This is a genomic window from Arthrobacter sp. Soil764, assembly GCF_001428075.1.
GTDB lineage: Bacteria > Actinomycetota > Actinomycetes > Actinomycetales > Micrococcaceae > Arthrobacter.
Window position 1 is genome coordinate 129,120 of the sequence record NZ_LMSI01000021.1, and the last position, 25,220, is coordinate 154,339.

The following is a 25,220-nucleotide window of genomic DNA, read 5'->3' on the forward strand; positions in this document are numbered from 1 at the left end:
CGGCCTCACCTACGCTCGATTCTGCCGGCGGCGTTTCACGGCCGGGGGTTTCGAATCCGTCTACGGGCACTGGGTGGATTGGCCCGGGCCGGAGCTGAATTCGGCCGACACCAATCAGACAGGGGAGGACTATGAGCACCAGGCGGGCGAAGGCACTGCACTTCGACATTCACGGCCGCGTCACGATCAGCGTCGACGCGATGGCCCCCACGGCCAGGCAGCTTCAAAGCATGTTGGCGTGTTTCGCCACCGATACCGAACGGCAGCCCGACATCATCGTTGACGACCAGCCGGAACCAATGCCCGATGCCGGTTTGGTCGAGCATGAGCTGGCGTATACCGACAACAGCGTGCGATTCCAGGCTGACCGGGTACAGGTGGTCAGGGATGCAGATCAGTGGCGCGTGCACGGGCCGGGGGAACTGTTGACTTCCGTGGTACCGGTTCTCGATGCCGCCATGATCGGTAAGGGAGCGGCGATGATCCATGCCGCAACCATGGCCTATAAGGGCCACGCAATTGCGCTGCCCGCCGCCGGCGGCACCGGCAAGACGAGCACCGCCGCCAAGTTGATGCGGCGTGAAGGGTGGTCGTTCATGGGCGACGACTGGGCATTCCTCGCAGAGGATGCGACGCTGCTCGGTTACGCGAAGCCCATGTTCATCAAGCCGCATCACCGCGCAATCTACCCGCACCTTTTCGAAGGAGCGCGCAAGCCGCTTGTACCTTCACGGTTCTCCGGGAGCATCGGACGCCTCACCACCGTGGTGCACCCGTTCGTTATCCGCTATCCGCGCCTGGCAGACTTCTCCCGGCGGTGGTCTCCCGAGCACAGGATGGTCACCCCGGAGGCCGCGTTCCCGGGCCGGAAAGTGACCACCTCGGCACCACTGGCCGCAGCCATCTATGTCGAGCGCTACGAGGGTTCACGCTCCCGGGTGGTCGAGAGGTCGCGGGACTGGATGGTGGACCGCATGATCGGCAACTTCCACATCGAGATGGCCGGCTTCTCGCAGCGGGTTGTGACCGGCCTGGCCGCCACATCCGTGGTCCCATGGCGCGAGCACTTTGCGGCGAAGGGGCTGGTCTTGAGCAAAGCCCTTGACGGGCGTCCCTGCCACCTGTTCCAAATCCCATCCGCCTACTCGGCGGACCAGGCATCGGACGATATTGTCCGGCACCTGGACGAGCTGCTTCCGTCGATCCTCGACGAGCAGGCCTAAAGGGGGACACCGTGGGCTACAGTACAGCAGACGTCACCGCGGTCGTCCCGGCCCGCAACGCGGAGCAACTCCTTCCGCGCTGCCTGGAAGCCCTGCGCCAGTCCGGTGTCGCCGAAATCATCCTGGTGGACGGGTTGTCGACCGACCGCACTGTCGAAATCGCCCGTGCGGCCGGCGCCCGGGTACTCAGCGACGAGGGGCGCGGCCTGCCCTGGGCCCGCACCCTCGGTGTCCAAAGCAGCAGCACCCGCTGGGTCCTGCTCGTGGATGCGGACGTGGTCTTCGGTGCCACGGGGGTCGCGGACCTTCTCATTGAGATGGTGGAGGACGGATACGACGCTCTCCAGGCAGGCCTGGAGAGCGTCGCCGGCCCCGGTTACTGGGGGCAGGCCCTGGCGCACCACCATCGCACCGGACGCAGCCGCAACTGGTTCGGACTTGTCGCGACGCTCGTTGACCGGGACCTGATGCTGGGCCTTGGCTTCGACGACGCATTCAAGTCGGGCGAGGACATCGAACTGCGGTGGCGGATGCGGCAGTCAGGGATGAAGACCGGGGTCTCACAGCGGGTCATGGTCGAACACAGGTTTGCCGCAGACGACTTTGACTTCGCACTGGACCAGTTCCTCATGGACGGTACGGGACTTGGACGGATGGTCCGCAAGCATGGCTGGGGCGGTGCCAGGCTGGCGCTCCTGCCCGCGGCCGCGGCAGTCCGCGGCAGCGCACTAAGCCTCGCCTCAGGCCAACCGAAATGGCTGCGTTATTACATCGCCTTCTGCTGGTACAACTATGCGGGTATGGCGAGGGGTTTAGGTCGTGACGGCTGAACGTGAGCTCGTTCCAACGGATGCCCCTCCCGTCGTCCGGCACTCCCCCCTGCGAAGTTCGCTCGGACTCGTCCTGGCCAAGGCCGCCCAGACGGGCACGGGGTTCGCCTTCTGGGTGGTAGCGGCGCACGCGACGTTCGACCGCGAGGTGGGGCTTACGACTGCTGCGGTTTCAGCGGTGATGATCTGCACCCAGCTTGCCGTCCTGGGCACCGGATCCGCTGTCATCGTCTCGGTGGGACGGGGGGAGCCGCCCGCGCGGGTGCTGGACGCGGCGTTCGGCATCGTGGGCGTGGCAGGAACCGTGCTGGCCCTGGGCTACCTCATGCTGGAGTTGTTCGTGGCGCCGGACACGGCCCCGATGTCCGTCCTCTTCTGGATGACATTCATCGTCGCCGCCGTCACAGGAACCATGTGTACAGTGCTGGACCAGGCGCTCGTAGCCTTGGGGCGCGGCAGCAGTGCGACGCTGAGATACACCCTGGGCGGCATAGTTTCGCTTGGGGCCGCTGCAGTGGTGGCATGGCTGGCCCACGGCGCTTCGGCCGACGTCCTGATGGCCTGCTGGACCCTCGGCTCGGCCGCCTCCTGCATCATCGGAGCCATCCAGTTGAGAAGGCTGGTCGGCTACCGGCCGCGTCCCTCCCTGCACCCTGCACGCGGGCGTTTGCTACTGAAGATGGGAATTCCAAACCAACTCCTCACCCTCACCGAACGCGCCCCCGGGCTGGTGCTGCCACTCCTGCTTGCGCATTTGGTGTCACCGGAGGTGGCGGCTTACTGGTATCCCGCCTGGATGATGGCCTGGGCTGCCTACACCGCACCAATGCTGATAGGCATCGTCCAATTCTCCGAGGGTGTCCGTGAACCGGCCCGTCTGGCGGCAACCACCTGGGCCAGTTTCCGTTGGTCCCTTCTGTTTGGTGGCCTCGCTGCCATGGTCCTCATCGTCCTGGCCCATCCACTGCTTCATCTGCTCGGTGACAGGTACGCCAATGCCTCCACCAGCACCCTGCGGTTGCTGGCCGCCGGGGTGGTGGCATATGCAGTGCTGCAGGCCTACAACTCCGTTTGCCGGGTTCTGGGCCTCTATACAGAATCCATTGCGGTCGGGGTGATCCTCGGAGCGGCCCTATGCTCCTCAGCCCTGCTGGCCGCCGGCAACGGCTCCAGCGCCATGGCCCTTGCGTGGCTGGTGGTGCTCTCCGTCGGGGCCGTCATCATCGGAATCCGGCTTATAGCTATTCTCCGCCGCACCAAAAAGGAGGCATCATGACCAGCACGCTCAAGGAGACCATCCGCCCCCAGGCGCGCTGGAAACCCCGCGACGTCTGGTGCGCGGTGGCAGGCGCCGTATCGCTCGCACTTGCAGCGTGGGCCGCCTCCACGGTGGTACTGCCCGTCAACAGCGATGTGGGGCTCGTCGGCGTGCTGCCCTTCCCGTTCTGGGCGGGGGTCCTGATCCTCAACGTCGCCTTCGTCATGGCGCTGCGGGGGGATGCCGCAGGCCCCGCACGCAGCCCGGTCATGGTGTGGCTCCTGGTGGTACTGGTGCTCGTTCTCTTCGGCGCCGCAGTCTTCGTGACGGACGTACCCCGGGGTGAAGTCGCGTTCCGCCATCTCGGCATCGCGGACGCCCTGTCGCGCAATGTGGCGATCGACCCCAACATCGACGCGTACTTCAACTGGCCGGGCTTCTTCGCCCTCCTGGCGACCGTGCTCGGGGCCGCCGGGCTCGATCCCGTGACCCTTGCACTCTGGGCACCGGTATTTAATGTGGGTCTGTGGCTCGTGGGCGTGGCCGTGGTGACACGCTGCCTGACGAGCGACCCGCGACGGCGGTGGCTGGTGCTCTGGCTCTTCTGCCTCGGCAACTGGCAGGACCAGGACTACCTTTCCCCCCAGGCTTTCGGCTTCTTCCTCTACTTGGTAGTAGTGGCGCTGGCCCTCGGTCCGCTGGCCGCAAAGGCCCCGCCTTTCCGCGGCTTCCGGCGCGCCGACCTCGCAGCGTGGTGGCGCGGCCGGTACCCGGCAGAGCCCCGTCCGGGGTACCGGGTGGCTGCCCTGGCCGCAACCCTCCTGCTGATCGTGGTCATTTCTGCGAGCCACCAACTCACGCCGTTCATGGTACTTATCGCCCTCACCGCCCTTACCTTGGGCGGACGTCTCCTGCCCAGCAGGCTGCCCCTGATTGCCGGCGTCGTACTGATGCTCTGGCTCGTCTTTCCCGCAAGCACGTACCTCGTGGGACACCCGCCCCTGGCGGACGCAGGCTTGCAGACCGCCATTGACGCGAATGTCGTCGACCGGACGAACGGGACTGCCGGCCACGTGCTGGTGGTGCAGGTCCGGATAGCCCTCACCCTCCTGCTGTGGACCCTCGCCGCGATAGGAACGGTGCGCGACTGGCGCAGGCGGCGTCTTGACATCCGGGTGCTCCTGCTGACCGTCACCCCGGTGTTCCTCTTTCCCGCGCAGTCCTATGGAGGGGAGATGCTCATCCGCATATCGCTGTTCGCGCTCCCCTTCGTTGCGCTGCAGGCGTCTTCGGTCCTGCTTCCCACGAACATTGGATACCGGCCCTCTTCCCGGGCTGCGGGAGGCCTTGTGCTCACCTGCCTGGTGCTTGCAGGGATGACCGTGACAGGCCGCTTTGGCAACGCTCAGTACGACGTGTTCACCGACGATGAGATAGCCGCCATCACCACCCTGGACCGCATGGCGCCCCCTGGCTCGGCCATCATCTCCGCTGCCCATCCAACACCCTGGCGCAACACGGACTACCTCGGACACCGCTACCGGACCATTGAGGACCTCTGTCCACCCGATTTGTCCGCCGCAACGTGCGGGCCAGTGGTCTACCACTACGCCAAGCACAATGCTGCCGGCAGCTATCTGCTTCTCATGAGTTCGGCGGAGTCGAGCCTGGTCCTTCAAGGTCAGACCACCCCAGGCGGATTCGATGATCTGGAAGCCTGGCTCGATGCCCAGGACGGCGTTGAGCTCGCCTACAGCAACAACAACGCACGCGTATACAGGGTGGAGCCATGAACTTCCGAGAATTGAGCCGGCCTACGCTGGCGCTGGGTGTTGCAGCCGTGGTGCTGTCCCTGGTCACGCTGGTCGGGTTGCCGACACCGCTGCAGACGCTCGCCGCGATAGGAGTCCTCATCCTGCTCCCGGGCCAGGCGCTGGCCCGGCTCATCCCCACCACCGACGCCGCGCTTGGCGTGCTCCTCGTCCTGGGACTCGGCCTGGCCACGCTCACTGCAGTGTCCACGGCCATGTTCTACCTCACCGTATGGTCGTGGCAGGCGTGCGTCGTGGCAATGGCCGTCATTACTGTCCTCGCCTGCCTGGCGCGGGCACGGCAGGAGGTTGCATCATGATGGAACTGGCAGGAGTGCTTGCAGCCGCCGTGCTGCTCGTTACCCTCGTAACCCTCGAGGTCCGGCGGCTTGGACCAGACACCGGACCAAACACCGGGAAAACCACTGGCCCGGCGGTCCAAAACCGGGCAAGGAACACCAGGATCGTCGTTGGTGTCATGTGGGCGGCCTTCCTGCTCCTCCTCCTGCCGCGCGTCCTCGGACTGCTTACGTGAGCCTGGGCCGCGCGGCGCGATGGTTGCTTCTCAGCGACCTCCACCTGGACGCGGGCGACGACGATCCCCGCCACCCGGGCAGGGTGTTGCCTGAGTTCATCCGCCGCCAAGTGCCGGCAGCCCCAGGACCGCAGCAGCACCTGGTCTTCGTTGGTGACACCTTCGAACTCGCCGGGTTGAACGAGGATGAGAGCCTGGCCCGGCTTGAATCCATCCTCGCCCGGCACCCGGACACCTTCCGGGCGCTGGAGGCGTGCGCGGCGAGCGGCGTCCAGCTGCACTTCGTGTGCGGGAACCATGACGTGGAGCTGGCCCGGCCCGCCGTGGCCGGGCGGCTGTCCGCGCTGCTGGCGCCGGACGACCCCACACGGGTCCGGGTGCACCCGTGGCTCCTCTACGTCCCCGGCGTCCTCGTAGCCGAGCACGGGCACCTGCACCACGCACTGCACCGGATACCCGAGGTGCTGCGCACGGCAGTCAACGGCACTGATGAGCTGGACTTGCCACCCCTCGCCGCCTGGCACGCCCAACCGACGGGCTCGCGCCTGAACCGTGCCGGCGCCGTCGCCCGGGCCTGCCTGGCGTCAGAGCGCGCGGAACGCCGTATCCGCCGCCCCGAATACGACGAGCTGCTGCAGACCGAATCGCAGCGGCTCAGGCTCAATGGGACGGCAGTACGCGAGCTGGCACGCCTGTCCCGGTTCCGGACGGTGCAGGCGCTTCCGCTCACCGCAACCCGCATGGTGCTCGCGGCCACCGGACGCAACGCCAGGGGCGGGCAGGCTCCTGCTGCGGCAGCCCGGGTGGCTGGAATTCTTGACACGCACTCCTCCACGGTTGCCTGGTACATTTCCGCCCACACGCACCGGGCGCTTGAAGCGGCGCTGGAAACATCGTCAACCCGGTACATCAACACCGGCACCTGGTCATCGGACATCCGTGGCCAGGGCCCGGATGTCCTGGACCGCCAGGCCTTCCCCTATGCGCTGATCGATGTGGCCGGGGACGGGACCACCAGCGGCGGGCTGCGGTACTGGAACCCGGACGGCCGCTGACCCCACCTTTGCAGCTTTGCAGCGCGGCAGACAGCTTTGCAGCGGCGCGGGACGGCACGCGCAGGGAACTGATGGATCTCCCAACAGGAAAGACCTCTTAGGTTTGCAGCAACCTAAGAGGTCTTTCCTGTTGGCGACGTAAACCTTGCCTAGAAATCCACGCTCATTGGACTTCCCGCCACACCGCACCCTGAGGAGTGGCGCTGGTCAGCTGGGTGGAGGAGGAGTGGGCCAGCCGGCGGCCACGCAGGTAGCCGGCCGAGGTGAAGGCCAACACCGCCAGGACCGAACCCGCACGCCCCAGTCCCATGGGGTTGTCGCCCCGGCTCCAATCGCGGATTCCCGAGAACACCGCCCTTGGGAGGGTGCTGCGGACATAGCGCCGCTCGGGACCCAGGGCCCGCTTGTGCCCCACAACGTGGCTGACCTGCGCCTTGGAGAGACCCTCCGACCAGGACCTCGAGAGCATGTAGCGCACAGTCCCCCGCTCCTCCGGCACGTGATGCCGCACCAAGGCAGCGGGCTCGTAAACGATCCTGGAGCCGGGAGTGCCCATTGTGGAGCGGATGCAGATCTCTGTCTCCTCACAGCCAAGCGGCAAGTTGCCCTGCCGGCCAAGCGCAATGTTGAAGCCGCCAACCTGTCGGAGGACGTCCAGCCGGAAGGACATGTTGGCCCCGATAAGGTTCCGGACTTCGGAGGCAACAGTGGGCATTCCCCGGTGGCTGCATCCTACGATCCAGTCCAGTTCCTCACCGAAGTAGCCCGGGCGGCCCCGGTCCCATACGGGCTCGACGCGGCCGCCAACGGCCAGCACGTCGGGATCGTCGTAAAGGACCAGCAGGCGCTCCAGCCAGTTGGGCGTTGCCACGGCATCGTCGTCGAGGAAGGCCACGATGTCGCCCTCGGCCAGTCCAACACCTGTGTTACGGGCGCCGGAAAGGCCGGGAGGGCCTTCGCTCTGCACCACTGTCACGTCATCCACAATCGCCAGGAGCCGCTCGTACAGGTCCTCATTGTGGTCGACGACCACCAGGATCTCCTGGGGGGCCACCGTCTGGGCGCGGACAGACTCGATAACATCCAGCAAAAGGTCCCAACGGCGCTCGGTGTAGGCGCAAATCACGATCGACACGCTCGGACGGACAATACGATCCAACATGTCAGGCCCCCTGAACCAATGCAAGAATGCTCTGCGGGTCGGTTGGGGTCCGCGGAACGCTGACGTTGGCATAGGCGTACTTGACCCGACGGAGAGCTTCGGGCCGGGCGCCGGCCGTGGGTGCCTCCCACATGACGCATTCGTGGGCCAGCTTCCGCAGCACCCGCCAGCCGTCGCGGAACGTCTGCAGGTTGGACGCTCCGGAGATCCGGTCAAGTTCGATGCTGGGAACCTCCGCGATCCTAAGCCCTGCCCGGGCCGCCCGGACGATCAGCTCAGTCTCGATTTCAAATCCGTCTGATTCCAACTGCAGGATCTCGAGGCATTCACGTCGAAACGCAATATATCCGTAGCAAAGATCGGAGTAATTGCTGTGCAGCACCGCATTGGCCAGCTGGGTCAGCGCCTGGTTGCCGGCTTTCCGCAACCGGGTGAGGTCTTCCGATCCCCCACCGGTGACATGGCGCGAGCCTTTGACGAAGTCATAGTCATGCTGGAGCGGGGAAACGAACCATCCGATCTCCTGCGGGTCCATGCTGCCGTCCGCGTCTAGCATGACAATGATGTCCCCCGAGGCGGCGGCGAACCCTGATCGAAGGGCCACGCCCTTCCCCTTGCGTGGCTCATTGACAATGACAAGATTGTCGCGGATGGCCTGGGCTACCCCCACGGTGTTATCGGTGGACCGGCCGTCCACGATGATTACCTCATCAACGTAGGACGGCATCCTGCGAAGGACCCATGGAATGTTCCTGGCTTCGTTCAGTGTTGGAATGACGACGCTGACGGAGGCCTTACCGGGCTCCGCGCCCTGCATCGCTAGAGTTATTGGGAGCTGGATGGAAATGGACAAATACCTCACCACTTCATGACGTGTGCGGATAGTTACAATGAACCCGCCCGCTTGGAAGCCGAGCGCGACTTTGACGCTTTATCCGGTCATGGGTCTGGTCTCGGGCCCCAGCTCTCGTTAGCCTTTGACTCTGGCCGTGAAGAAAGCCTATTTGGGCCGCTTTCGAGTGTCACCAGTAGCGAGTACTCAGTTTCTACAGCCAGGTTCCCTGCAATAAGGCAAGTACAGGGTTATAGGACTGATGCGGATATTAGGTATAGGGGATATTGCGTTCCGCAGGCTTTTTAAGTAGGGGGCGGGGCATCCAAATCTTCGTGATTCAGCCTGGACAAGTGGTGCGAATGCGGCCACCGGCACCGCTGTCCGCGGGTCCCCGGGCGTCAGCGGCGGCCGGCGGCAAGGCTCCACCAGCGGAGGCGGAGCCTTGACCGATTATGACCGCAATCTTGATGCAATCCAGCGGCAATTAGCGTGGCATAGGGTTTATATTCGCATGTATCGGCCCGCGCATTGGGGTGGCGGGGCCGGCATTTAATCCGGCAGTACAAGAAAGCGGTCTCCTTCTTCGACGATTGGGGACGCCATGCCGCTTGTGGGTCGAAACAAAGAAATTGACCGGATTCTTTCCGCGATCCGGGGGCCCAAGGAAACGGCCTTGGCAGTCATCGGCGGCCGGGGCATGGGCAAATCAGCCCTGTTATCCGGAATACGTTCCCTCTCCGATTACCGGACCGTCTTCCTGTCCCCCAGCGCCGCCGAATCGGGCTGGCCGCTGTCCGGACTGACTGCCCTCCTGAATGAAATGGACGATCCGGTCCTTAACCGGGCCGCTGATGATCTGATGCGGTCCAGCGCGGAGGCAATGACGGTGCCTGCCGTGTCCGCCATGCTGCTCAGCAGCCTGCACCAGCGCCCATCATCGCGGACCATCATCGTGATCGACGACGCCGACACACTGGATCCGGCCACCCAGTCAGTCATTGGGTTCCTGGCACGGCGGCTGGCCGGCACGGAGGTGGTGTTGATCGCCGGCATGCGGGAAGAACGTCCCGGCAGCCCGCTCAGCGGCCTTCCCGCGCTGCACCTGCGGTCATTGAGCCACAGCGACACGGTGCGGATGCTGGAAGGCCTCCCGACTGGAAGGACCACGACGGCGGCGGCCCACGCGGTTGCCGCAGCCACCGGCGGCAACCCGCTTGCCGCCGTCGAACTCCATAACCGTCTGCTGGCGAGGTACGACGATGGCAGGCATGCCCTCCCTGTCCCGCTGTCCACCCAAAGCAGCTTTGACGCAGAATACGCATCAGCAGTGGGGGCATTGCGCTCCGGCGCGCGTACTCTGCTGGACCTGCTCGCCCTCTCCTTTCACAGCGACGTCTCCACGATCGTGAAAATCCTCCCGGAGGTGTGGACTGCGACGGATGAACTGCTGACGGCCGGCCTGGTGAAGAGATCGGGACAACACCTCTGGATCGCGGACCAACTGCTGCGGGGCCATGTCTACGCGGCCATGCCGCCGGATGTCCGCACCGCCAACCACCGTGCCATGGCGGAAGCGGCACGGGACACGGATCGCCAAGGCCACAGCTGGCACGTGAGCTTTACCGCCTTGGACGTTCAGACTCCGTTCCAGCTGCTCCGCCACGCAGTGGACCTGGTCCGGGGAGGAGAAGTGCCTTTCGCCGTGGAGTTCATCGAGCGGGCCATCACCCTCAACCCGTCGGAAGCGGAAACGGCTGAACGCCTGACCGGCTTGGCCGAACTGCTCTTCACCCGCGGCGAATTGGTGTACGCGCGCCGCTACGTGGAATGGGCGCAGGGCGTAACGCGCAACCCCGCCCTGATCCTGCGGCTGACCGGGCTGTCCTTCGAAATCCAGTTCGTCCAGGGCGCCGCCGTGCGGTGCAGCATGGTGCAGCGGCTCGTGCAGGAGTTCGGCCAGCACCATCCGGAATATTCAGCGGGTTTGCTGGCCGTCGGCGCCCTGTATTACGCGGAGCGTTGGGAGCTGAAAGAGGCCGCTGAGCTGCTGCGGCAGGGCGGCGCATTCCGCGGCTCCGCATCCGTGCAACACCTGGGCATGGCCGAGCACGCCAAACTCCTGCTCGAATCCCTCAGCGGCACGAGGCCCAACCCCGCGCGCAGGCACGAGCAGGCAGGCGGGCACGAGCAGGCAGTCCGGCACGAGCAGGCAGGCGGCCACGCCCGGCAGGGCAGCGCCCGGCCGGCGGGCCTCCTGCTGCGCGGCCGGGCACTCACCTATGCCGAGCAGCACGAAAGCGCACGTGAAGCCTTCGCGATGCTCAACGGCTCCACCGCACCGGAGCACGCCAACTGGCGGCACACGGGAGCCCTCATGGCCATTGATAATGAGATCCGGGCCGGCAATGTGGGAGCGGCCGTCAGGCTGATCGACGAACTTGAGCTGTCCGAACCCGGGATGAATTACCACCGCGGGACGCGGCACCTGTTCCGGGTTTGGCGTGCCTATTCCCTGGGTGACGACGAACTCGCGCGCACCGAGGCCAGTGAAGCGCACCGTTATGTGCAGGCCGGCGGCCATCCTGCCCTGACGGCACAGCTGGCGGGCTGCCAGGGCCACTTTGCCCTCCTGCGGGGTGATCTGGCGGAGTCTGTTGCCCAACTGTCCAGGGCAGCCGAGATTGGAACGGGGCTGGGCAATCCAACCCTGCTGCGCTGCGAGGCGGACCTGGTGGAGGTTCTGGTCCGCCTGGGCCGGCACCGCGAGGCCACGCAGGCACTGCAGCGGCTCGAAAGCCGCTCCGTGGGGCTGCGCTCACCGTGGCTGCTGATGGTGGTTGCCCGGAGCCGCGCCATGCTTGCCGATGGCGAGCAGTCCCTGCAGCTCTTCGGCCAGGCGCTTGAGGACAGGAACGGGAACAGGCTTGAACGGGGCAGGACCCTGATGTGTTACGCGGAACGGCTGCATGCCTTCGGCCGGCTGCGCCACGCTCGGGAGGCCTTGCTTCGGGCCAAGGTGATGTTTGATGAGGCCGGGGCAGATGCCTGGACGCAGCACGTGGACGCCCTTCTGCTGGACGAACGGTGGGAGCCCGCCCGCCCGCAGGGTAATCCGTCGATGCTGCTGCTCGCAGACCATGAGCGGTCGCTGGCCATGATGGTGGCCCGGGGCATGCGCAACAAGGAAATAGCGGCCACGCTGTATGTTTCCGTCCGTACGGTCGAAGTACGCCTCACGGCCATCTACCGGAAGCTCGGCGTCGAGTCCCGGGCACAGCTGACCGCCCTTGCTGCCGGCAAGGGAACCACGGCTGCGCAGCCGTACGTCCTGCCCGTCCTGTAAGTGCGCAGCTACCCGCAGTTTCCACATGGTTCCCGGGCGGAACCCACAACGCTTTCCAGGTCCAACCAGAGGATACGGGCCGAAGAATATCCTTGTGCCACGTTGGGAGGACGTCAAGCACGGCCGGAAAGGTACAGCATGGAGCGGACCCCAGTAACGACCCCCCGGCAGACTGCTGCCTGAGTGTTCACGTGAGCGAACTGATCCTGGTAAGTGCCAGCGGCCTGGCGCGTGAAGTGCTGGCCATGGTCCGCAGCAGCGGCCAGTATGACGTCGTTGGGCTGCTCGACGATGACAGGGAGATGGCCGGTGTCACGGTGGACGGCGCTCCCGTCCTCGGCAGCATTGATGATGCCGTGAACTACACGCACGCCTTCTTCCTGGTGTGCATCGCTGCGAGCAAGGAACGCGAGGCGGTGGTGTTGCACCTGGCCTCCCTCGGGATCGGCGAGCCAAGGTACGGCACTGCCGTGGATCCTTCAGCCCAGTACCCGGAAGGCTGCCGGGTGGGGCGCGGCAGCATCCTCCTGCGCAACGTCACCCTGACGGCCGCCGTCACCCTGGGTTCCCATGTGGTGGCCATGCCATCGGTCACGTTTTCCTACGACGTGGATGTATCCGACTTTGCGACGTTTGCCGCCGGCGTTTCGCTGGGGGGTGGCGTCAGGATAGGCAAAGGCGCATATCTAGGCTTGAATTCGAGCGTCCGGGAAAGGACGTCGGTGGGAGACTACGCAACGATCGGCGTGTGCGCCGGAGTGCTCAGCAATGTTCCCGACGGCGAAACCTGGGTGGGGGTGCCGGCCCGCGAAATTGATCACGGGACGTTCAGCTACGGCAGGATCCGTTAGCGCTGCGCCGCAGTCCGGAAGAACAGTTCCGTCACGGCGGCGAGGCGGCGTGGATCCTCCACCCCGCACAGCTCCCGGGCTGAGTGCATGGACAGCAGCGGTACACCGACGTCAACGGTCCGGATTCCCAGCCGGGTCGCGGTGAGGGGCCCAATGGTGGAGCCGCAGGGCACCACGTTGCTGGACACGAATTCCTGGTACGGAACGCCGGCTTCGCCGCAGAGCCGCGCCCAGAAGGCGGCTCCAAAGGCGTCGGTCGCGTAACGCTGGTTGGCGTTGATCTTCAGCAGCGGGCCGCCGTTCAGCACCGGGTGGTTGGCGGGGTCGTGCCGCTCCGGATAGTTGGGGTGGACCGCATGCCCGGCATCGGCAGAGAGGCAGAACGACGCCGACAGGGCCTGCCGCCGCTGGCTCACCGTTGCGCCCAGGCCGTCAGAGATCCGTACCAGGACGTCCTCGAGGATGGGCCCGCAGGCCCCTGAGCGGGAGTTGGAGCCGATCTCTTCGTGGTCGAAAGCGGCAAGGACAGCAATCGGGCCGGCTTCAGCTGCGGTCCCCGCATGGGCGGCCAGCGCCGCCAGGCCGGCGTGGGTGGCTGAAAGGTTGTCCAGCCGCCCTGATGCGAAGAACTCCCCCTTGCCCCCGAAAACCGCAGGCGCCTGCGTGTCCGCAATAACGACGTCGTACCCGCCAATCTGCCCCGGATCAACGGATGCGCCGGCAACGGACGCCGCCAGCACACCCAGCAGGTCGGAATCCGTTGGATTCCCCAGCCCCCACACCGGGTTCATGTGGCGCTGCTTGTCCAGGGTCAGCCCCTCATTGACGGCCCGGTCCAGGTGGATGGCCAGCTGCGGGAAGCGGAGCAGCGGCCCGGTGGCCGTAAGGTGCTCGGTGCCGTCAAGCAGCACCAGCCGGCCCGCGAGCCGCAGCTCGCGGTCCAGCCAGGAGTTCAGCAGGGGGCCGCCGTAGATCTCCACCCCGGCCTGGAGCCAGCCGTGGGCACCGGTGGTGGGCTTGGGCTTGAGCTTGAACGACGGCGAATCGGTGTGCGCGCCCAGGATGTTGAATCCCGTGGCTGGTCCCGCACCTTCGGGGACCACCCACGCGATCAGGGCGCCGTCACGGATGATGAAGAACGAACCGGGCCCGCCCTCCCACGGCTGTAGCTCATCCAGGCGGGTGAACCCGGCTTCCTCCAGCCGCCGGCCCCCCTCATGCGCAGCGTGGAAGCTCGACGGCGATGCGCTGACATAGGCGCCAAGGTCCTGGATGTGGTCTGCGGCAGAGGAAGGCAAAGGCATGGTCCCGAGTCTAGCGAAGCGCCTACTCGGCAGGTGCCGATGCAGCCTCGGCTGCCACGGCCGGCTGTCCGGCGGTGGCCGGGCCCTTCCCGCGGTAGCGCAGGACGCCCACCGCCACCACGACGGCGGCCAGGGCAAGCGAGAGCAGCAGGGACTCCCTGGTGGATTCGACGATCACCATGCCGATCAGCAGGGCCACGATGCTGATGATCGCTGCCCAGGTGAGGTACGGGAAAAGCCACATCTTCAGCTGCAGGTCCTTCGCTGCCGCTCCCATGCGGCGCCGCAGGACCAGCTGCGAGGCGGAGATGACCAGCCACACGAACAGTGCGATGGCACCGGAGGTGTTGACCAGGAAGAGGAACACCGTGTCCGGGGCAATGTAGTTCAGGCCCACCGTGACGAAGCCAACCACCGTGGAGGCGAGGACGGCGGCAGCGGGGACGCCCCGGCGGGAGATGCGGGTCCAGGCACGCGGTGCGTCGCCACGGGTGGACAGGGAGAACAGCATGCGGCTGGCGGTGTAGAGGCCGGAGTTCAGGCAGGAGAGCACGGAGGTCAGCACCACGACGTCCATGATGGTTCCGGCGCCGGGGATGCCGAACAGTTCGATGACCGCTACGTAGGGGCTCTTGGCCACGGAGGCCGAGTTCCATGGAAGCAGGGTGACCACCACGGCGATGGAGCCGATGTAGAAGACCAGGATGCGCCAGACGGTGGACTTCACGGCCTTCTTGACGGCGTCCACGGGGTTTTCGGATTCCCCGGCGGCAATGGTGGCGATCTCGGCGCCAAAGAAGGAGAAGACCACCACGAGGATTCCGGCAAGGACAGCGCCCGGACCATTGGGCATGAAGCCGCCGTTGTTGATCAGGTTGCTCAGGCCGGGGGCCGGGACGCCGGGGATGAGCCCCAGGATGGCGGCGGCGCCGAAGATCAGGAAGAGGACAATCGCTGCCACCTTGATGGAGGCAAACCAGAACTCGAACTCGCCGTAGGACTTCACCGAACCGAGGTTGGTGAGCGTCAGCAGCACCATGAGGACCAGGGCCCAGACCCACTGGTCAATGCCCGGCACCCAACGGTGCATGATGGCCGCACCTGCTGTGGCCTCGATGCCCAGGACGATGATCCAGAACCAGGCATAGAGCCAGCCGATGCTGAACCCTGCCCAGCGGCCCAGTGCCTTGTCCGCATACGTGGAGAAGGAACCGGTCTCCGGGTTTGCAGCGGCCATCTCCCCCAGCATGCGCATAACGAGGATGACCACCAGGCCCGCGGCAGCATAGGCGACGAGGATGCCGGGGCCTGCCTGCTGGATCGCGGCGCCCGAGCCGACGAAGAGGCCTGCACCGATGACGCCGGCAATGGCGATCATGGACAGGTGCCTGGGTTTCAGGGACTTTGAGAGTTGCTGGTCAGCATGCATGGAAGCGCCGTCCTGTTGGGAAAATAGCAGAGGTTGAGCGGGGTGCCGTGGCGGACCACCGGGGACCGTGTGGTGCACCACATCGTCGTTTCACCCTAGGTCCGCCATTATGCGCCGTGCTTTGTGCACTCCAACAGACCTGGTTGCGCCCAACAGGACGTGACTCCAAGCAGGAACCGTCAGGGGCAATTAAAGTTTCCTCACAGGCATTTTCGTAATGTGCCGGAAACCACGCGCCGTTCGTTCCCTGCTGAGCGGATGCCGGGGTTTCCCCTAGACGTCCCGCCGTTTCAGCAGGACTGCGGCAAGCACGACGGGGATGACCACCCAGCCGCCGAGGACCAGTGCCGCCTGCCAGGTTTCCAGCGTGTCGGGAACGTGCTGGGCGGCCGTCAGCGGCTCAACCGTGTTGCCTGGCAGGTACTTCCGGGCCTCCTTGAAGAAGTCCCCGGGGATGAGCTGGAAAGCGATGGGCGCCACGAAGAAGATACCCACCAGGCTCATGATGCCGCCGGCGGAGTTCCTGATCAGCGTGCCGAGCGCCATGCCGATGGCGGCGACGGCTGCCACGTAGACGCTGTTGACCAACAGGAGCTTCACCGACTGTGAGCTGCCGGGATCCAGCGTGAGGCCGTAGTTGTCCAGAATGGGCACGGCCACCAGTGCGGCCATCCAGGTGGACACAGCGGTAACCACGAACGATGTCACCATGACTACCACGAGCTTTGCCGCGAACGCAGGCAGCCTCCTGGGCACGGCGGCGAAGGTGGACCGCGCCATCCCGGTGGTGAATTCCGAACTCATGAGGAGCACGCCGAGGGACCCCAGGATCAGCTGGGCGAAGGCGATGCCGGAGGTGGGCACACTGACGGCAAGGTCGCCGCCCTGCGATGCCATCCGGGCGGCGGCCTGCGGATCCCGCGTGGCGGCATCCGCGAACTGGCCGGTCCCCCATGCGGACAGGGCGCCAAACCCGACCATGACCACCACGGTGGAAGCGAGCAGGATCAGCGTGGAAAGCAGGGTGCGGAACTTGATGACTTCCGAGTTCAGCACCCGGAGGAACGTGGGGCCAGGCAGGGAGCGGCCGCCGTTGCGGACGTTGCGGCTCCCGGCGGATGCTGCAGGTTCGGGCGAGGACGTGGATTCAGTGGCCATTGCGCTCATTACTTGCTGACCTCCGCAGCGGGAAGGGAGTGGTATTCGACATCGTCCTTGGTCAGTTCCATGTAGGCCTCCTCGAGGCTGGCGACGAGCGGCGTGAGTTCGTAGACCATGACCTGGTTTTCCAGGGCGGCTGCGGCGATGGTTCTGGGCTCCAGGCCCGTCACTTCGAGCAATTCCCGTTCGGGGACGTCGATGGAGGCTCCCCGTGCGGCGAGAAGCTTGTGAAGCCGGTCAGGTTGATCCGTGCGCACGCGGACCCGGGACTGGCCCTTGCCGGTGATGATGTCGCGGATGGGTGCGTCGGCTATCACGCGGCCGCGACCAATGACGATCAGGTGGTCCGCGGTCTGCGCCATCTCGCTCATCAGGTGGCTGGAGAGGAACACCGTGCGTCCCTGCCCCGCGAGGTAGCGGACCAGGTTCCGCACCCAGACCACGCCTTCCGGGTCCAGTCCGTTGACGGGTTCGTCGAGGATGAGGGTCTGCGGGTCCCCCAGCAGGGCCGCGGCAATGCCCAGCCGCTGGCCCATTCCCAGGGAGAAGCCTCCGGCCTTCTTGCGTGCCACCGCGTCCAGCCCCGTCATTTCAATGACCTCGTGCACCCGGGACTTGGGGATGCTGTGCGTGGCAGCCATGGCCAGCAGGTGGTTGTAGGCGCTGCGGCTCGTGTGGACTGCCTTGGCGTCAAGCAGGGCACCTACTTCGCGCAGGGGTGCCTTGTGCCGGACGTACGGGAGGCCGTTCACGGTGACAGATCCCGACGTCGGCCGGTCCAGCCCCATGATCATCCGCATGGTGGTGGACTTTCCTGCGCCGTTTGGGCCCAGGAAGCCGGTAACTTGCCCTGCCCTGACGGTAAAGCTGACACCGGCCACGGCGGTTTTGGCACCGTAGACCTTGGTCAGCCCGTTTGCCTCGATCATGGAGAATCCTTTGCACGGCAGCGCGCGGCTGCGGATGGTGTTTGGTGGGTGTTCATGCCCTACGCTACCGACGCCGGGGCTGGTTTTCCCGGGAATCAGGGATGATTCAGGGGCGAATCAGGGTTGGTCGCCAGCCGCCACTGGTGGTCAGCGGCGCGGCGAGTAGTACGTCAGGGCCCGTGGCCGGATCCGGTAGGACACGGTGCGCACTCCGGCCAGCGCTTCTCCATCCACGGCCAGCGCCATGGGCGAACCGCCCGCGTCAATTCTGACCTCCGTGGCCTCCCGCAGGTGCGTGATGCCGGAACTTGCCACCGTGCCCGTCAGCACAGACCACAGCAGCCGTACCCGCGCGAACGATTCATCGGCGGTAATCATCCGCACATCGAGCACCCCGTCATCCATCACCGGCCGGAAAAGGGGTGCATGGTCCCGGGGGTAAAACCGTCCCCGGCCCAAATAGGCGATCCACACTTTGCGCACCACTCCGTCCACGGACAGGGTGATGGGGGTGCCTGCGGCAAAGGTCCTGAACATCGCCACGACGCCGGCCAACGGCTTCCCCAGCGCCGGCTGCAGGTGCTCCCGCCGACGCACGAAGTTCGGGTACAGGCCGATGCTTGAGGTGTTGAGCATGACCATCTCGGATACCTCGGGGCTTCCCGCCAAGCCACGTTCCGCGGTTACGACGCCGATGTCAGCCAGGGCCGCATCACCTTTTCCCGCCGCTTCCACGGCATCCTTCAGGCTTCCCGTCCCCGCGTCGCGGGCAAAGTGGTTCAGGGTTCCCCCCGGCAGGACCAACAGGGGGATGGAACGTTCGACGGCGGCGGCGGCCGCCGCTCCGACGGTTCCGTCCCCGCCCCACACGCCCAGGGCACGGGTGCCGGGGAAATCAGCGGTGGCGGCAATCCGCTGCAGCAGGTCCTCATCCGGCTGCACAGTGTTTATATGCGCCATGGGAAATACTTCTTTGAGCGCCGAGGCGGTTTCTTCCTTGAACGATCCACCCAGAGTGTTGACCACGATGCTCAAGCCCTCGCCGTCCGGCAGTTCGGGTGCACTGGTCCAAGCCCTCGTGGTCTGCGGTATCGGCGGACGGACCGGCCACCAATGCCGGGTCACCAGGGCGGCGCCGGCACCCAGCGCTGAACCGAAGAGGACGTCCGAGGGCCAGTGGGCGCCGGTGTGCACCCTTGAATAGGCAACTCCAAGGGCGGCGGGAGCCAGGGCGGCACCCACGGCGGGGCGAACAAGGCCGGCGCCGACGGCAAACGCTATGGCAGACGCTGAATGCCCCGACGGCATGGAGGAGCTCGTGGGCTGCGGATGCACGAAGCGGAAGACCGGCAGATGTTCGGGGAGCGGGCGGGTCCGGGGGAGCAGCGTTTTGAACACCACGTTGGTGACGGCGGAGGCCACCCCTTGGGCGAGGAGGCCATGCAGTGCGGCCCTCCGCGTCCTGCCTGGAAAGAGCGCCAGGACGGCCGCCGCCCCCATCCACAGTTTGCCCTTGTTCGCCGAGGCTGAGAGCCGGCGGAAGAACAGGTCGTGGTTGCCGCCCGGCAGGTTGGATACATGCTTGAGAAAGTATCTATCGAGGCGGCTGATCCAGCTTCGTCCCCGCGGCCTTGCGCTTTGCATGTGATCACCCTAACCCCAACGGCTACTCCCGCTCGGCGGCTTGCTCCTCCATCCGCAGGGGCCTCGCGGCTCCGGCCAGGAGCAGGGCCACCAGGATGGGCGCCATGATGGCCAGCAGGGCAGTGTGGATGCCGGTGAGGTCACCGAGGTAACCCAACAGCGGCGGTCCGGCGAGGAAGGATATATACCCGAGCGTGGATACGACTGAAACCCGAGCGGCGGAGTGCTGCGGATCATCGGAGGCAGCGGACATGCCCATGGGGAAGGCCAACGCGGCACCAACGCCCCACAGGGCCGCGCCGATGCCGGCGAGCCAGATGTTGGGGGCCAGCACAAAGAGTCCCAGTCCCGCAGCTGCCGCGGCCATGCTGGCGCGCAACACGGCGACCCGTCCGTACCTGTCGATGACGCGGCCGCCGAGGAACCGCATTGCCGTCATGGCCAGGACGAAGAGGGCGAACATGAGCGCACCGGTTGACTCGGAGGCCGCGAGTCCGTCCACCGAGGCCTTGGCAATCCAGTCGTTGCCCGCGCCTTCAGTGAGCGTGGCGCCCAGGACTACCACTCCGATCAGCAGCGTCCTGCTGTCCCGCCAGGCGGAGGGTCCCTTGGCCGGCTTCGGTTCCCCTTCGGCGGTGGCCGTCGAGATGTGCGGAAGGAAGTAGCGTGGAACCACCAGGGCAACGAGCACTACCACGGCGGCAATCACCAGGAGATGCAGCGGGAGGTCGATGCCCAGGGTGGAAAGCCCTGCACCCACGAGGGCTCCAACGAAGGCGCCGCCGCTGAAGGCCGCGTGGAACTGGGGCATGATGGTGCGGCGGAGCTTATGCTCCACATCGGCCCCTTCAATGTTTTGAGCCACGTCCCAGAGCCCGATGCCAATGCCAAAGAAGAACAGCGACACCGCCGTTCCGGGAATAGACGTGGCTGAGAGTGACAGGGCAATGCCCACGCCGGCCGCCGCAGCCAGCAGGCCGGCAAAGCGGACCGTGTTGGCGGTACCGATCCTGCCCACCACCAGCCCGGCGGTGGGAAGTGCCAGCAGTGAGCCCACGGCCGTGCACAGCAGCAGCGTGCCCATTTGGCCGGACGTGATGTGCAGCGTTTGCGTGACGGCAGGGATCCTGGCCGCCCAGCTGGCGAAGACCAGTCCGTTGATGCCGAAGACCACGAATGTGGCTGCGGCGGCGACCCTCAGGCCGGCCTGCTGTTCGGTGCCGGTATTGGTGCTCATACGCTCACTACTTCCACAGAGTATTTTTCGAGTTCGGCTTTGTCCCTGGCGCTGAATTGCCGGTCCGTCACGATCACATCCACCCGGTCCAGGCCGGCGACGAGTACCCGGGCATTGGCCTGCCACTTTGCTGCTGAGGCGGCCACCACCACGCGTGCCGCAGATTCCAGGCCAGCCTTCTTGACCGCCGCATCGTCGAGGTCGTGGGCCAGCAGGCCGTCGTGGAAATCCACGGCGCAGGGCGTGACCACCGCGGTGTCAAAACGCAGTGACCTGATATTGGACTCGGCCAGGGGCCCGCGGAAACAGAGTTCGCCGGGCACCACGCTTCCGCCGGGAAGCAGCAGGGCTGGGCGGGCACCCCCGGCATTGTCCCCGCCGGCGGCAGCGTTGAGGGCCTGCAGGGACATCGGCATCAGGGTCAGTTCCCGGCCAAGCGCTGCCCGTGCCACCTCCGTCGCGGTACTGCCGCTGTCAAGCCAGACGTGGTCGCCCTGGACCAGCAGGCCGGCCACCGCAGCTGCGATGCGCTTCTTGGCGTCCCGGTCCTCCAGCTCGCGCTGTCCGTAGCCCGGGTTCTGCCCATGGCCGATCAGGCTCCTGGCACCGCCGTGGACCCTGCGGAGGACGCCATGGCCGGCGAGTACTTCAAGGTCCCGGCGGATGGTTGCACCGGAGGCGGCGCAGGCCTGCATCAGCTCTTCGACGCTCACCTCGGGCTGCCGCCGGAGGATTTCGGCAATGGTTCGGTGCCGCTCGTCGGTCTTCATGATCAAATGCTAACAGTCAATGATCATTTGCTCAGGAAGAAAAGAGAGATACTCTGCTTGCTCCATCAGATACCGCTGCTAAACCATCGGTAAAACAGCCATATCTGATGGAGCAACCTCTCAGCGGGCCCGCTGCACCCTTTGTTCGTCCCATACCGGCTCGGCGGACTCGTACACTTTCCCGTCGGAGCCGAACACCAGGAATCTGTCGAAGGTCCGCGCGAACCAGCGGTCGTGGGTGACCGCCAGGACCGTTCCTTCAAAGTGGTCAATGGCCCGTTCCAGTGCTTCAGCGGAATGCAGGTCAAGGTTGTCCGTGGGTTCGTCCAGCAGCAGCAGGGTGGCGCCGCTGAGCTGCAGCAGAAGGATCTGGAACCGTGCCTGCTGCCCGCCGGAGAGGGACTCATACTTCTGTTCCGACTGCCCTGCCAGTCCGTAGCCGTCCAAGGCACCGGCGGCTGCCTCCCGGCCAAGGCCGGAACGGTGTTCATCGCCGCGGTGCAGGATTTCCAGCAGGGTCTTGCCCAACAGGTCGGGACGGACGTGGGTCTGGGCAAAGAAGCCGGGCCGGATCCTGGCCCCAAGTTTTACGGTGCCTTCGTGCGGCACCTCCGCGATTTCAACATCGGAAACCGGCAGGTGCTCGCGTTCGGGGTCGGTGCCGCCGGTGGCCAGCAGCCGCAGGAAGTGTGATTTCCCGGAGCCATTGGAGCCCAGCACGCCCACGCGGTCGCCGAACCAGACCTCCGTGGAGAAAGGCTTCATCAGCCCCGTCAGTTCCAGCTGCTCCGCCACGATGGCACGCTTCGCGGTCCGCCCGCCCTTGAGCCGCATCTGCACGTTCTGCTCGATGGGCAGCGCCTCGGGCGGCCCCACCTCAAGGAACTTTGCCAGGCGGGTCTGGGCGGCGTGGTACCGGTTGGCCATATCGGAGCGGAAAGCGGCCTTGTTCTTGTACATGTTGACGAGCTCCTTGAGCTTGATGTGCTCCTCGTCCCAGCGCTTCCGCAATTCCTCGAACCGTGCATTCCGGTCCGCCCGCGCTTCCACATAGGATCCGAAGCCGCCGCCGTGGATCCACGCGGCGGCCCCGTTGATGCCGGGTTCCAGGGTGACAATGCGCCCGGCGGCGTTGTTCAGCAGTTCCCGGTCATGGCTGATGAAGAAGACGGTCTTCCTGGACTCATTCAGCTTCTCCTCCAGCCAGCGCTTGCCGGGCACGTCAAGGTAGTTGTCCGGCTCGTCCAGGAGGAGGAGATCGTCCGGGCCGGCGAACAGGGCTTCGAGCACCAGCCGCTTTTGCTCGCCGCCGGAAAGGGTCGACGCCGGGCGGTGCTGTGCGCGGTCAAAGGGCAGGCCCAGCGCGGCCATGCAGACCTCATCCCAGACAGTCTCGACGTCGTAGCCCCCGGCGTCCCCCCAGTCCACGATGGCCTGGGCGTACCGCATCTGGGTGGGTTCGTCGTCGTGCTCCATCATGGCCAGCTCGGCATCATCAACCTCGCGGGCGGCGGCAGCCAGCGCCGGGGGAGCGGCAGACACCAGGAGGTCCCGGACGGTGGAGCCGTCCCGCACCTGCCCCACGAACTGGCGCATGATGCCCATGTTTCCGGAGCGGCCAATGACGCCCTCGTCCGGGACCAGGTCGCCGGCGATGATCCGGAACAGCGTGGTCTTGCCCGTGCCGTTGGGCCCAATCAGGGCGGTCTTGGTGCCGTCCGGAACCTTGAAGGTCACCCCGTTCAGGAGCTGGGTACCGTCGGAGAGGAAGTAGTCGATGCCGGAAACGTCAATATGGGCCACACCGTCAATCCTCCCACGGCCGTCCCTAGCCGGCGGCGGTGAGGAACTGCTTCAGCAGGGGACCGGAGGTGGTGGCGCCCAGGCCGCCGTCCTCCACGAAGACAGCCACGGCCAGGTCACCGTGGACCGCCACGATCCAGGCGTGGGTCTTTGGCGGATTCTCGGTGCCGAACTCAGCGGTTCCGGTCTTCGCCCCCACTGGCGCCCCGGGAACGCTGGAGAGGAAGCCTGCGTGGCCTGACGTGACGACGGCACGCATCATGTCTGCCAGCGACGCCGCCTCTGCGGCCGTGATCGGCTTCTCAGAGGCCGTGGAGGGTGCCTCGGCCGTGGCGGTGGCGGACGGTGCGGCGGCGGGAGCAGTGGAGCCGGCCGTGGTTCCGGCAGCCGGCGCCCCGGCGTCGGCGTTGAGGACCAGTTGCGCGGAGACGGGGGCGCCCTTGGCCACCGAGCCCGCCATGATGGCCGCGGCCAGGGGCGAGAGCAGTACCTTGCCCTGGCCGATCATGGACGCTGCGTGTTCGGTGCCTTGGGCCTGCCCCGGAACGGAACCGAGAAAGGCTTCGGCGCCGAGTTTCGGCGCCTCGACCGCAACACCCATGGATGTGGCAGCGGCTTCAAGCTGGCCCTGCGACACCGCGTCCCGCTGGGAAATGAAGGCCGTGTTGCAGGAGTGCGCAAAGGCGTCCCGCAGGGTCACTGCCCCCAGGGAGGTCTCCGGGTACCCTTCGGAGTTCTTGAAGGTCCGCCCGTCCACGGTGAGCGTGGGGGTGCACTGGACCGTGGAGTCCGGCGTCATCCCGTTGCGAAACATGGCCAGTGAATCCACCATCTTGAAGATGGAACCCGGCGCGTACTGCCCCAGCATGGCGGTGTTGTAGCCGTTGCTGCCCGGTCCGGAAGCCGCTGCCAGCACGGCGCCGGTGGAAGGCCGAAGGGCCACGATGGCTGAGGCCGGCCCCACTCCCTCCAGGGTGCTCTCGGCCAAGGTCTGCAGCCGCGGATCAAGGGTGGTCTTCAGCGGCGTCCCGGGCTTGGGTTCCACCTGGAAGAGGACGCGGCGGGGGTCGGTGCCGGCGGATTGGATTTGTTCGCGCGTGAGGTCGGCGCGTTGGGCACGGATGACCACGGCGTCTGATCCGCGGAGCTGTTCGTCGTATTGCTGCTGGAGCCCGCCGATACCCGTGACATCACCGGGAGCCAGGCCACCATCCGAAGCTTCGATCTGTTCGGCGGTGGCTTCCCCCACCGAACCGAGCACGGCACGGGCAAAGGTCCTGCTCGGAGCCAGGGGAATCGATGCCGGGATGCCCCGCGCGCCCGGGATGGCGCTGATCTGCTCATCGGAGACGGTCCGGCCTTCCTGACGGAGGGTGATGGCGCGAACAAAGGCCTGGGCACCGGCCGCCTTGACCTGCTGCACGTAGGCGGCAGGATCCACCCCTACAAGGGCCGCCAGTTTTCCGGCGGAATCGGCAGGGTCCGCGCCGCCCAGTTGGGGCTTGTCGATGCCCACGTCCACCACGGGACGGTAGGTCACCAGCGGGACGTCCCCGGCGCCAAGGATGTCGGCACGCTGGGGCGACTGGGATCCCTTGGTCACAATTTCGCTGTCCCCGAGGCCAGGCGCCAGGAGGCCCGGATTCCAGACGGTGAGCCATTTGTCGCCGGACTTCTTGAAGTTTGCCGGGATGGTGTACTTCCACTCAGCGTCGCCGAACTTCCAGGTGTAGTCCAACGGTGCGGAGGCCTTGTCGCCATCCAGCGTGAGTCCGCCCGCCTGGACCTCGGGCTTTTGCGGATCCAGGGCCGCGAAGACCTGGTGCAGCTGGTCGTTGGCTGCGGCGGCGTCCTTGCCGTCAAACGCAACCGATCCCACGTCCAGGGCCGAGACTGCCTTGGCCAGCTGTTGTGCCGCGGCTTCGGCTCCGGACTTTCCGTCGTCGCAGGCCACCAGCGACGTGCCCAGAATGAGCGCAGCTATGGCAAGCGAAAGTTTTGTTGATTTCCCCATGGCGCCATTATCCCCCGGGCCGGACG

General features: G+C 66.0%; 20 protein-coding genes. 9 read left to right on the forward strand and 11 right to left on the reverse strand.

Annotated features, from left to right (window positions below; translation table 11 throughout):
- The first annotated feature begins 131 nt into the window (after window positions 1-131).
- From ASG86_RS14895 to ASG86_RS14925, 7 genes are read left to right on the forward strand one after another with little or no spacing between them, the layout of a single operon-like run.
- The gene (locus tag ASG86_RS14895; protein WP_056335904.1) at window positions 132-1,223 is read left to right on the forward strand and encodes a hypothetical protein; all 1,092 of its coding nucleotides are present in this window, start codon (window positions 132-134) and stop codon (window positions 1,221-1,223) included.
- Between the two features lie 11 nt (window positions 1,224-1,234).
- Window positions 1,235-2,053: a glycosyltransferase gene (locus ASG86_RS14900; protein ID WP_056335907.1), complete on the forward strand. Its 819-nt coding sequence runs from the start codon at window positions 1,235-1,237 to the stop codon at window positions 2,051-2,053.
- Complete coding sequence (locus ASG86_RS14905) at window positions 2,043-3,329, forward strand: polysaccharide biosynthesis protein (protein ID WP_056335910.1); 1,287 nt, start codon at window positions 2,043-2,045, stop codon at window positions 3,327-3,329. The genes ASG86_RS14900 and ASG86_RS14905 overlap by 11 nt, the downstream gene beginning before the upstream one ends.
- Entirely contained in the window at window positions 3,326-5,104 is a 1,779-nt protein-coding gene (locus ASG86_RS14910; RefSeq protein ID WP_056335912.1) for a hypothetical protein, read from the forward strand. Before ASG86_RS14905 ends, ASG86_RS14910 begins: the two co-directional genes overlap by 4 nt.
- Complete coding sequence (locus ASG86_RS14915) at window positions 5,101-5,442, forward strand: hypothetical protein (protein WP_056335915.1); 342 nt, start codon at window positions 5,101-5,103, stop codon at window positions 5,440-5,442. Before ASG86_RS14910 ends, ASG86_RS14915 begins: the two co-directional genes overlap by 4 nt.
- Window positions 5,439-5,657 (forward strand): hypothetical protein, encoded by a 219-nt coding sequence (locus ASG86_RS14920; RefSeq protein WP_056335917.1) that lies wholly within the window; start codon window positions 5,439-5,441, stop codon window positions 5,655-5,657. The genes ASG86_RS14915 and ASG86_RS14920 overlap by 4 nt, the downstream gene beginning before the upstream one ends.
- Window positions 5,654-6,712, forward strand: a complete 1,059-nt coding sequence (locus ASG86_RS14925; protein ID WP_056335921.1) for a hypothetical protein — start codon at window positions 5,654-5,656, stop codon at window positions 6,710-6,712. The genes ASG86_RS14920 and ASG86_RS14925 overlap by 4 nt, the downstream gene beginning before the upstream one ends.
- A gap of 163 nt (window positions 6,713-6,875) precedes the next feature.
- Here the strand turns inward: ASG86_RS14925 and ASG86_RS14930 are convergent, their stop codons facing one another.
- Together ASG86_RS14930 and ASG86_RS14935 are read right to left on the reverse strand one after the other, a co-directional pair.
- Entirely contained in the window at window positions 6,876-7,874 is a 999-nt protein-coding gene (locus ASG86_RS14930; protein ID WP_056335925.1) for a glycosyltransferase family 2 protein, read from the reverse strand.
- A 1-nt stretch (window position 7,875) separates the two neighbouring features.
- Window positions 7,876-8,691, reverse strand: a complete 816-nt coding sequence (locus ASG86_RS14935) for a glycosyltransferase family 2 protein (protein ID WP_056335928.1) — start codon at window positions 8,689-8,691, stop codon at window positions 7,876-7,878.
- A 619-nt stretch (window positions 8,692-9,310) separates the two neighbouring features.
- Here ASG86_RS14935 and ASG86_RS14940 point away from each other — a divergent pair.
- Both ASG86_RS14940 and ASG86_RS14945 read left to right on the forward strand, forming a co-directional pair.
- Window positions 9,311-12,052, forward strand: a complete 2,742-nt coding sequence (locus tag ASG86_RS14940) for a helix-turn-helix transcriptional regulator (protein WP_056335930.1) — start codon at window positions 9,311-9,313, stop codon at window positions 12,050-12,052.
- 191 nt (window positions 12,053-12,243) lie between these two features.
- Window positions 12,244-12,903: a PglD-related sugar-binding protein gene (locus ASG86_RS14945; RefSeq protein WP_056335933.1), complete on the forward strand. Its 660-nt coding sequence runs from the start codon at window positions 12,244-12,246 to the stop codon at window positions 12,901-12,903.
- Here ASG86_RS14945 and ASG86_RS14950 read toward each other — a convergent pair.
- From ASG86_RS14950 to ASG86_RS14990, 9 genes are all read right to left on the reverse strand, one after another.
- Window positions 12,900-14,207, reverse strand: coding sequence for a M18 family aminopeptidase (locus ASG86_RS14950; protein ID WP_056335934.1), 1,308 nt, complete (start codon window positions 14,205-14,207; stop codon window positions 12,900-12,902). The two genes, ASG86_RS14945 and ASG86_RS14950, sit on opposite strands and share 4 nt — an antisense overlap.
- Window positions 14,208-14,229: 22 nt before the next feature.
- Window positions 14,230-15,636 carry an amino acid permease gene (locus ASG86_RS14955; RefSeq protein WP_056335937.1) on the reverse strand — a complete coding sequence of 469 codons (1,407 nt, stop codon included), beginning with the start codon at window positions 15,634-15,636 and terminating at the stop codon, window positions 14,230-14,232.
- 273 nt (window positions 15,637-15,909) lie between these two features.
- A complete protein-coding gene (locus tag ASG86_RS14960) occupies window positions 15,910-16,803 on the reverse strand; it encodes an ABC transporter permease (RefSeq protein WP_056335940.1) in 894 nt (297 codons plus the stop codon).
- A complete protein-coding gene (locus ASG86_RS14965) occupies window positions 16,803-17,726 on the reverse strand; it encodes an ABC transporter ATP-binding protein (protein WP_056335943.1) in 924 nt (307 codons plus the stop codon). The genes ASG86_RS14960 and ASG86_RS14965 overlap by 1 nt, the downstream gene beginning before the upstream one ends.
- 147 nt (window positions 17,727-17,873) lie before the next feature.
- A complete protein-coding gene (locus tag ASG86_RS14970; RefSeq protein ID WP_056335946.1) occupies window positions 17,874-19,370 on the reverse strand; it encodes a bifunctional phosphatase PAP2/diacylglycerol kinase family protein in 1,497 nt (498 codons plus the stop codon).
- Between the two features lie 22 nt (window positions 19,371-19,392).
- Window positions 19,393-20,607, reverse strand: a complete 1,215-nt coding sequence (locus tag ASG86_RS14975) for an MFS transporter (RefSeq protein WP_056335949.1) — start codon at window positions 20,605-20,607, stop codon at window positions 19,393-19,395.
- The gene (locus ASG86_RS14980) at window positions 20,604-21,377 is read right to left on the reverse strand and encodes a DeoR/GlpR family DNA-binding transcription regulator (protein WP_056335955.1); all 774 of its coding nucleotides are present in this window, start codon (window positions 21,375-21,377) and stop codon (window positions 20,604-20,606) included. The genes ASG86_RS14975 and ASG86_RS14980 overlap by 4 nt, the downstream gene beginning before the upstream one ends.
- A 120-nt stretch (window positions 21,378-21,497) precedes the next feature.
- Complete coding sequence (locus ASG86_RS14985; RefSeq protein WP_056335957.1) at window positions 21,498-23,180, reverse strand: ATP-binding cassette domain-containing protein; 1,683 nt, start codon at window positions 23,178-23,180, stop codon at window positions 21,498-21,500.
- Window positions 23,181-23,205: 25 nt separating this feature from the next.
- Window positions 23,206-25,194, reverse strand: a complete 1,989-nt coding sequence (locus tag ASG86_RS14990) for a penicillin-binding transpeptidase domain-containing protein (RefSeq protein WP_056335961.1) — start codon at window positions 25,192-25,194, stop codon at window positions 23,206-23,208.
- Window positions 25,195-25,220 lie beyond the last annotated feature (26 nt).

Excerpts from the sequence above, each read along its gene's own strand:
- ASG86_RS14895 (WP_056335904.1), top strand. The coding sequence starts at position 132 with ATGAGCACCAGGCGGGCGAAGGCACTGCACTTCGACATTCACGGCCGC.
- ASG86_RS14910 (WP_056335912.1), top strand. The coding sequence starts at position 3,326 with ATGACCAGCACGCTCAAGGAGACCATCCGCCCCCAGGCGCGCTGGAAA.
- ASG86_RS14915 (WP_056335915.1), top strand. The coding sequence starts at position 5,101 with ATGAACTTCCGAGAATTGAGCCGGCCTACGCTGGCGCTGGGTGTTGCA.
- ASG86_RS14920 (WP_056335917.1), top strand. The coding sequence starts at position 5,439 with ATGATGGAACTGGCAGGAGTGCTTGCAGCCGCCGTGCTGCTCGTTACC.
- ASG86_RS14930 (WP_056335925.1), bottom strand. The coding sequence starts at position 7,874 with ATGTTGGATCGTATTGTCCGTCCGAGCGTGTCGATCGTGATTTGCGCC.
- ASG86_RS14935 (WP_056335928.1), bottom strand. The coding sequence starts at position 8,691 with ATGCAGGGCGCGGAGCCCGGTAAGGCCTCCGTCAGCGTCGTCATTCCA.
- ASG86_RS14940 (WP_056335930.1), top strand. The coding sequence starts at position 9,311 with ATGCCGCTTGTGGGTCGAAACAAAGAAATTGACCGGATTCTTTCCGCG.
- ASG86_RS14950 (WP_056335934.1), bottom strand. The coding sequence starts at position 14,207 with ATGCCTTTGCCTTCCTCTGCCGCAGACCACATCCAGGACCTTGGCGCC.
- ASG86_RS14955 (WP_056335937.1), bottom strand. The coding sequence starts at position 15,636 with ATGCATGCTGACCAGCAACTCTCAAAGTCCCTGAAACCCAGGCACCTG.
- ASG86_RS14960 (WP_056335940.1), bottom strand. The coding sequence starts at position 16,803 with ATGAGCGCAATGGCCACTGAATCCACGTCCTCGCCCGAACCTGCAGCA.
- ASG86_RS14965 (WP_056335943.1), bottom strand. The coding sequence starts at position 17,726 with ATGATCGAGGCAAACGGGCTGACCAAGGTCTACGGTGCCAAAACCGCC.
- ASG86_RS14970 (WP_056335946.1), bottom strand. The coding sequence starts at position 19,370 with ATGCAAAGCGCAAGGCCGCGGGGACGAAGCTGGATCAGCCGCCTCGAT.
- ASG86_RS14975 (WP_056335949.1), bottom strand. The coding sequence starts at position 20,607 with ATGAGCACCAATACCGGCACCGAACAGCAGGCCGGCCTGAGGGTCGCC.
- ASG86_RS14980 (WP_056335955.1), bottom strand. The coding sequence starts at position 21,377 with ATGAAGACCGACGAGCGGCACCGAACCATTGCCGAAATCCTCCGGCGG.
- ASG86_RS14990 (WP_056335961.1), bottom strand. The coding sequence starts at position 25,194 with ATGGGGAAATCAACAAAACTTTCGCTTGCCATAGCTGCGCTCATTCTG.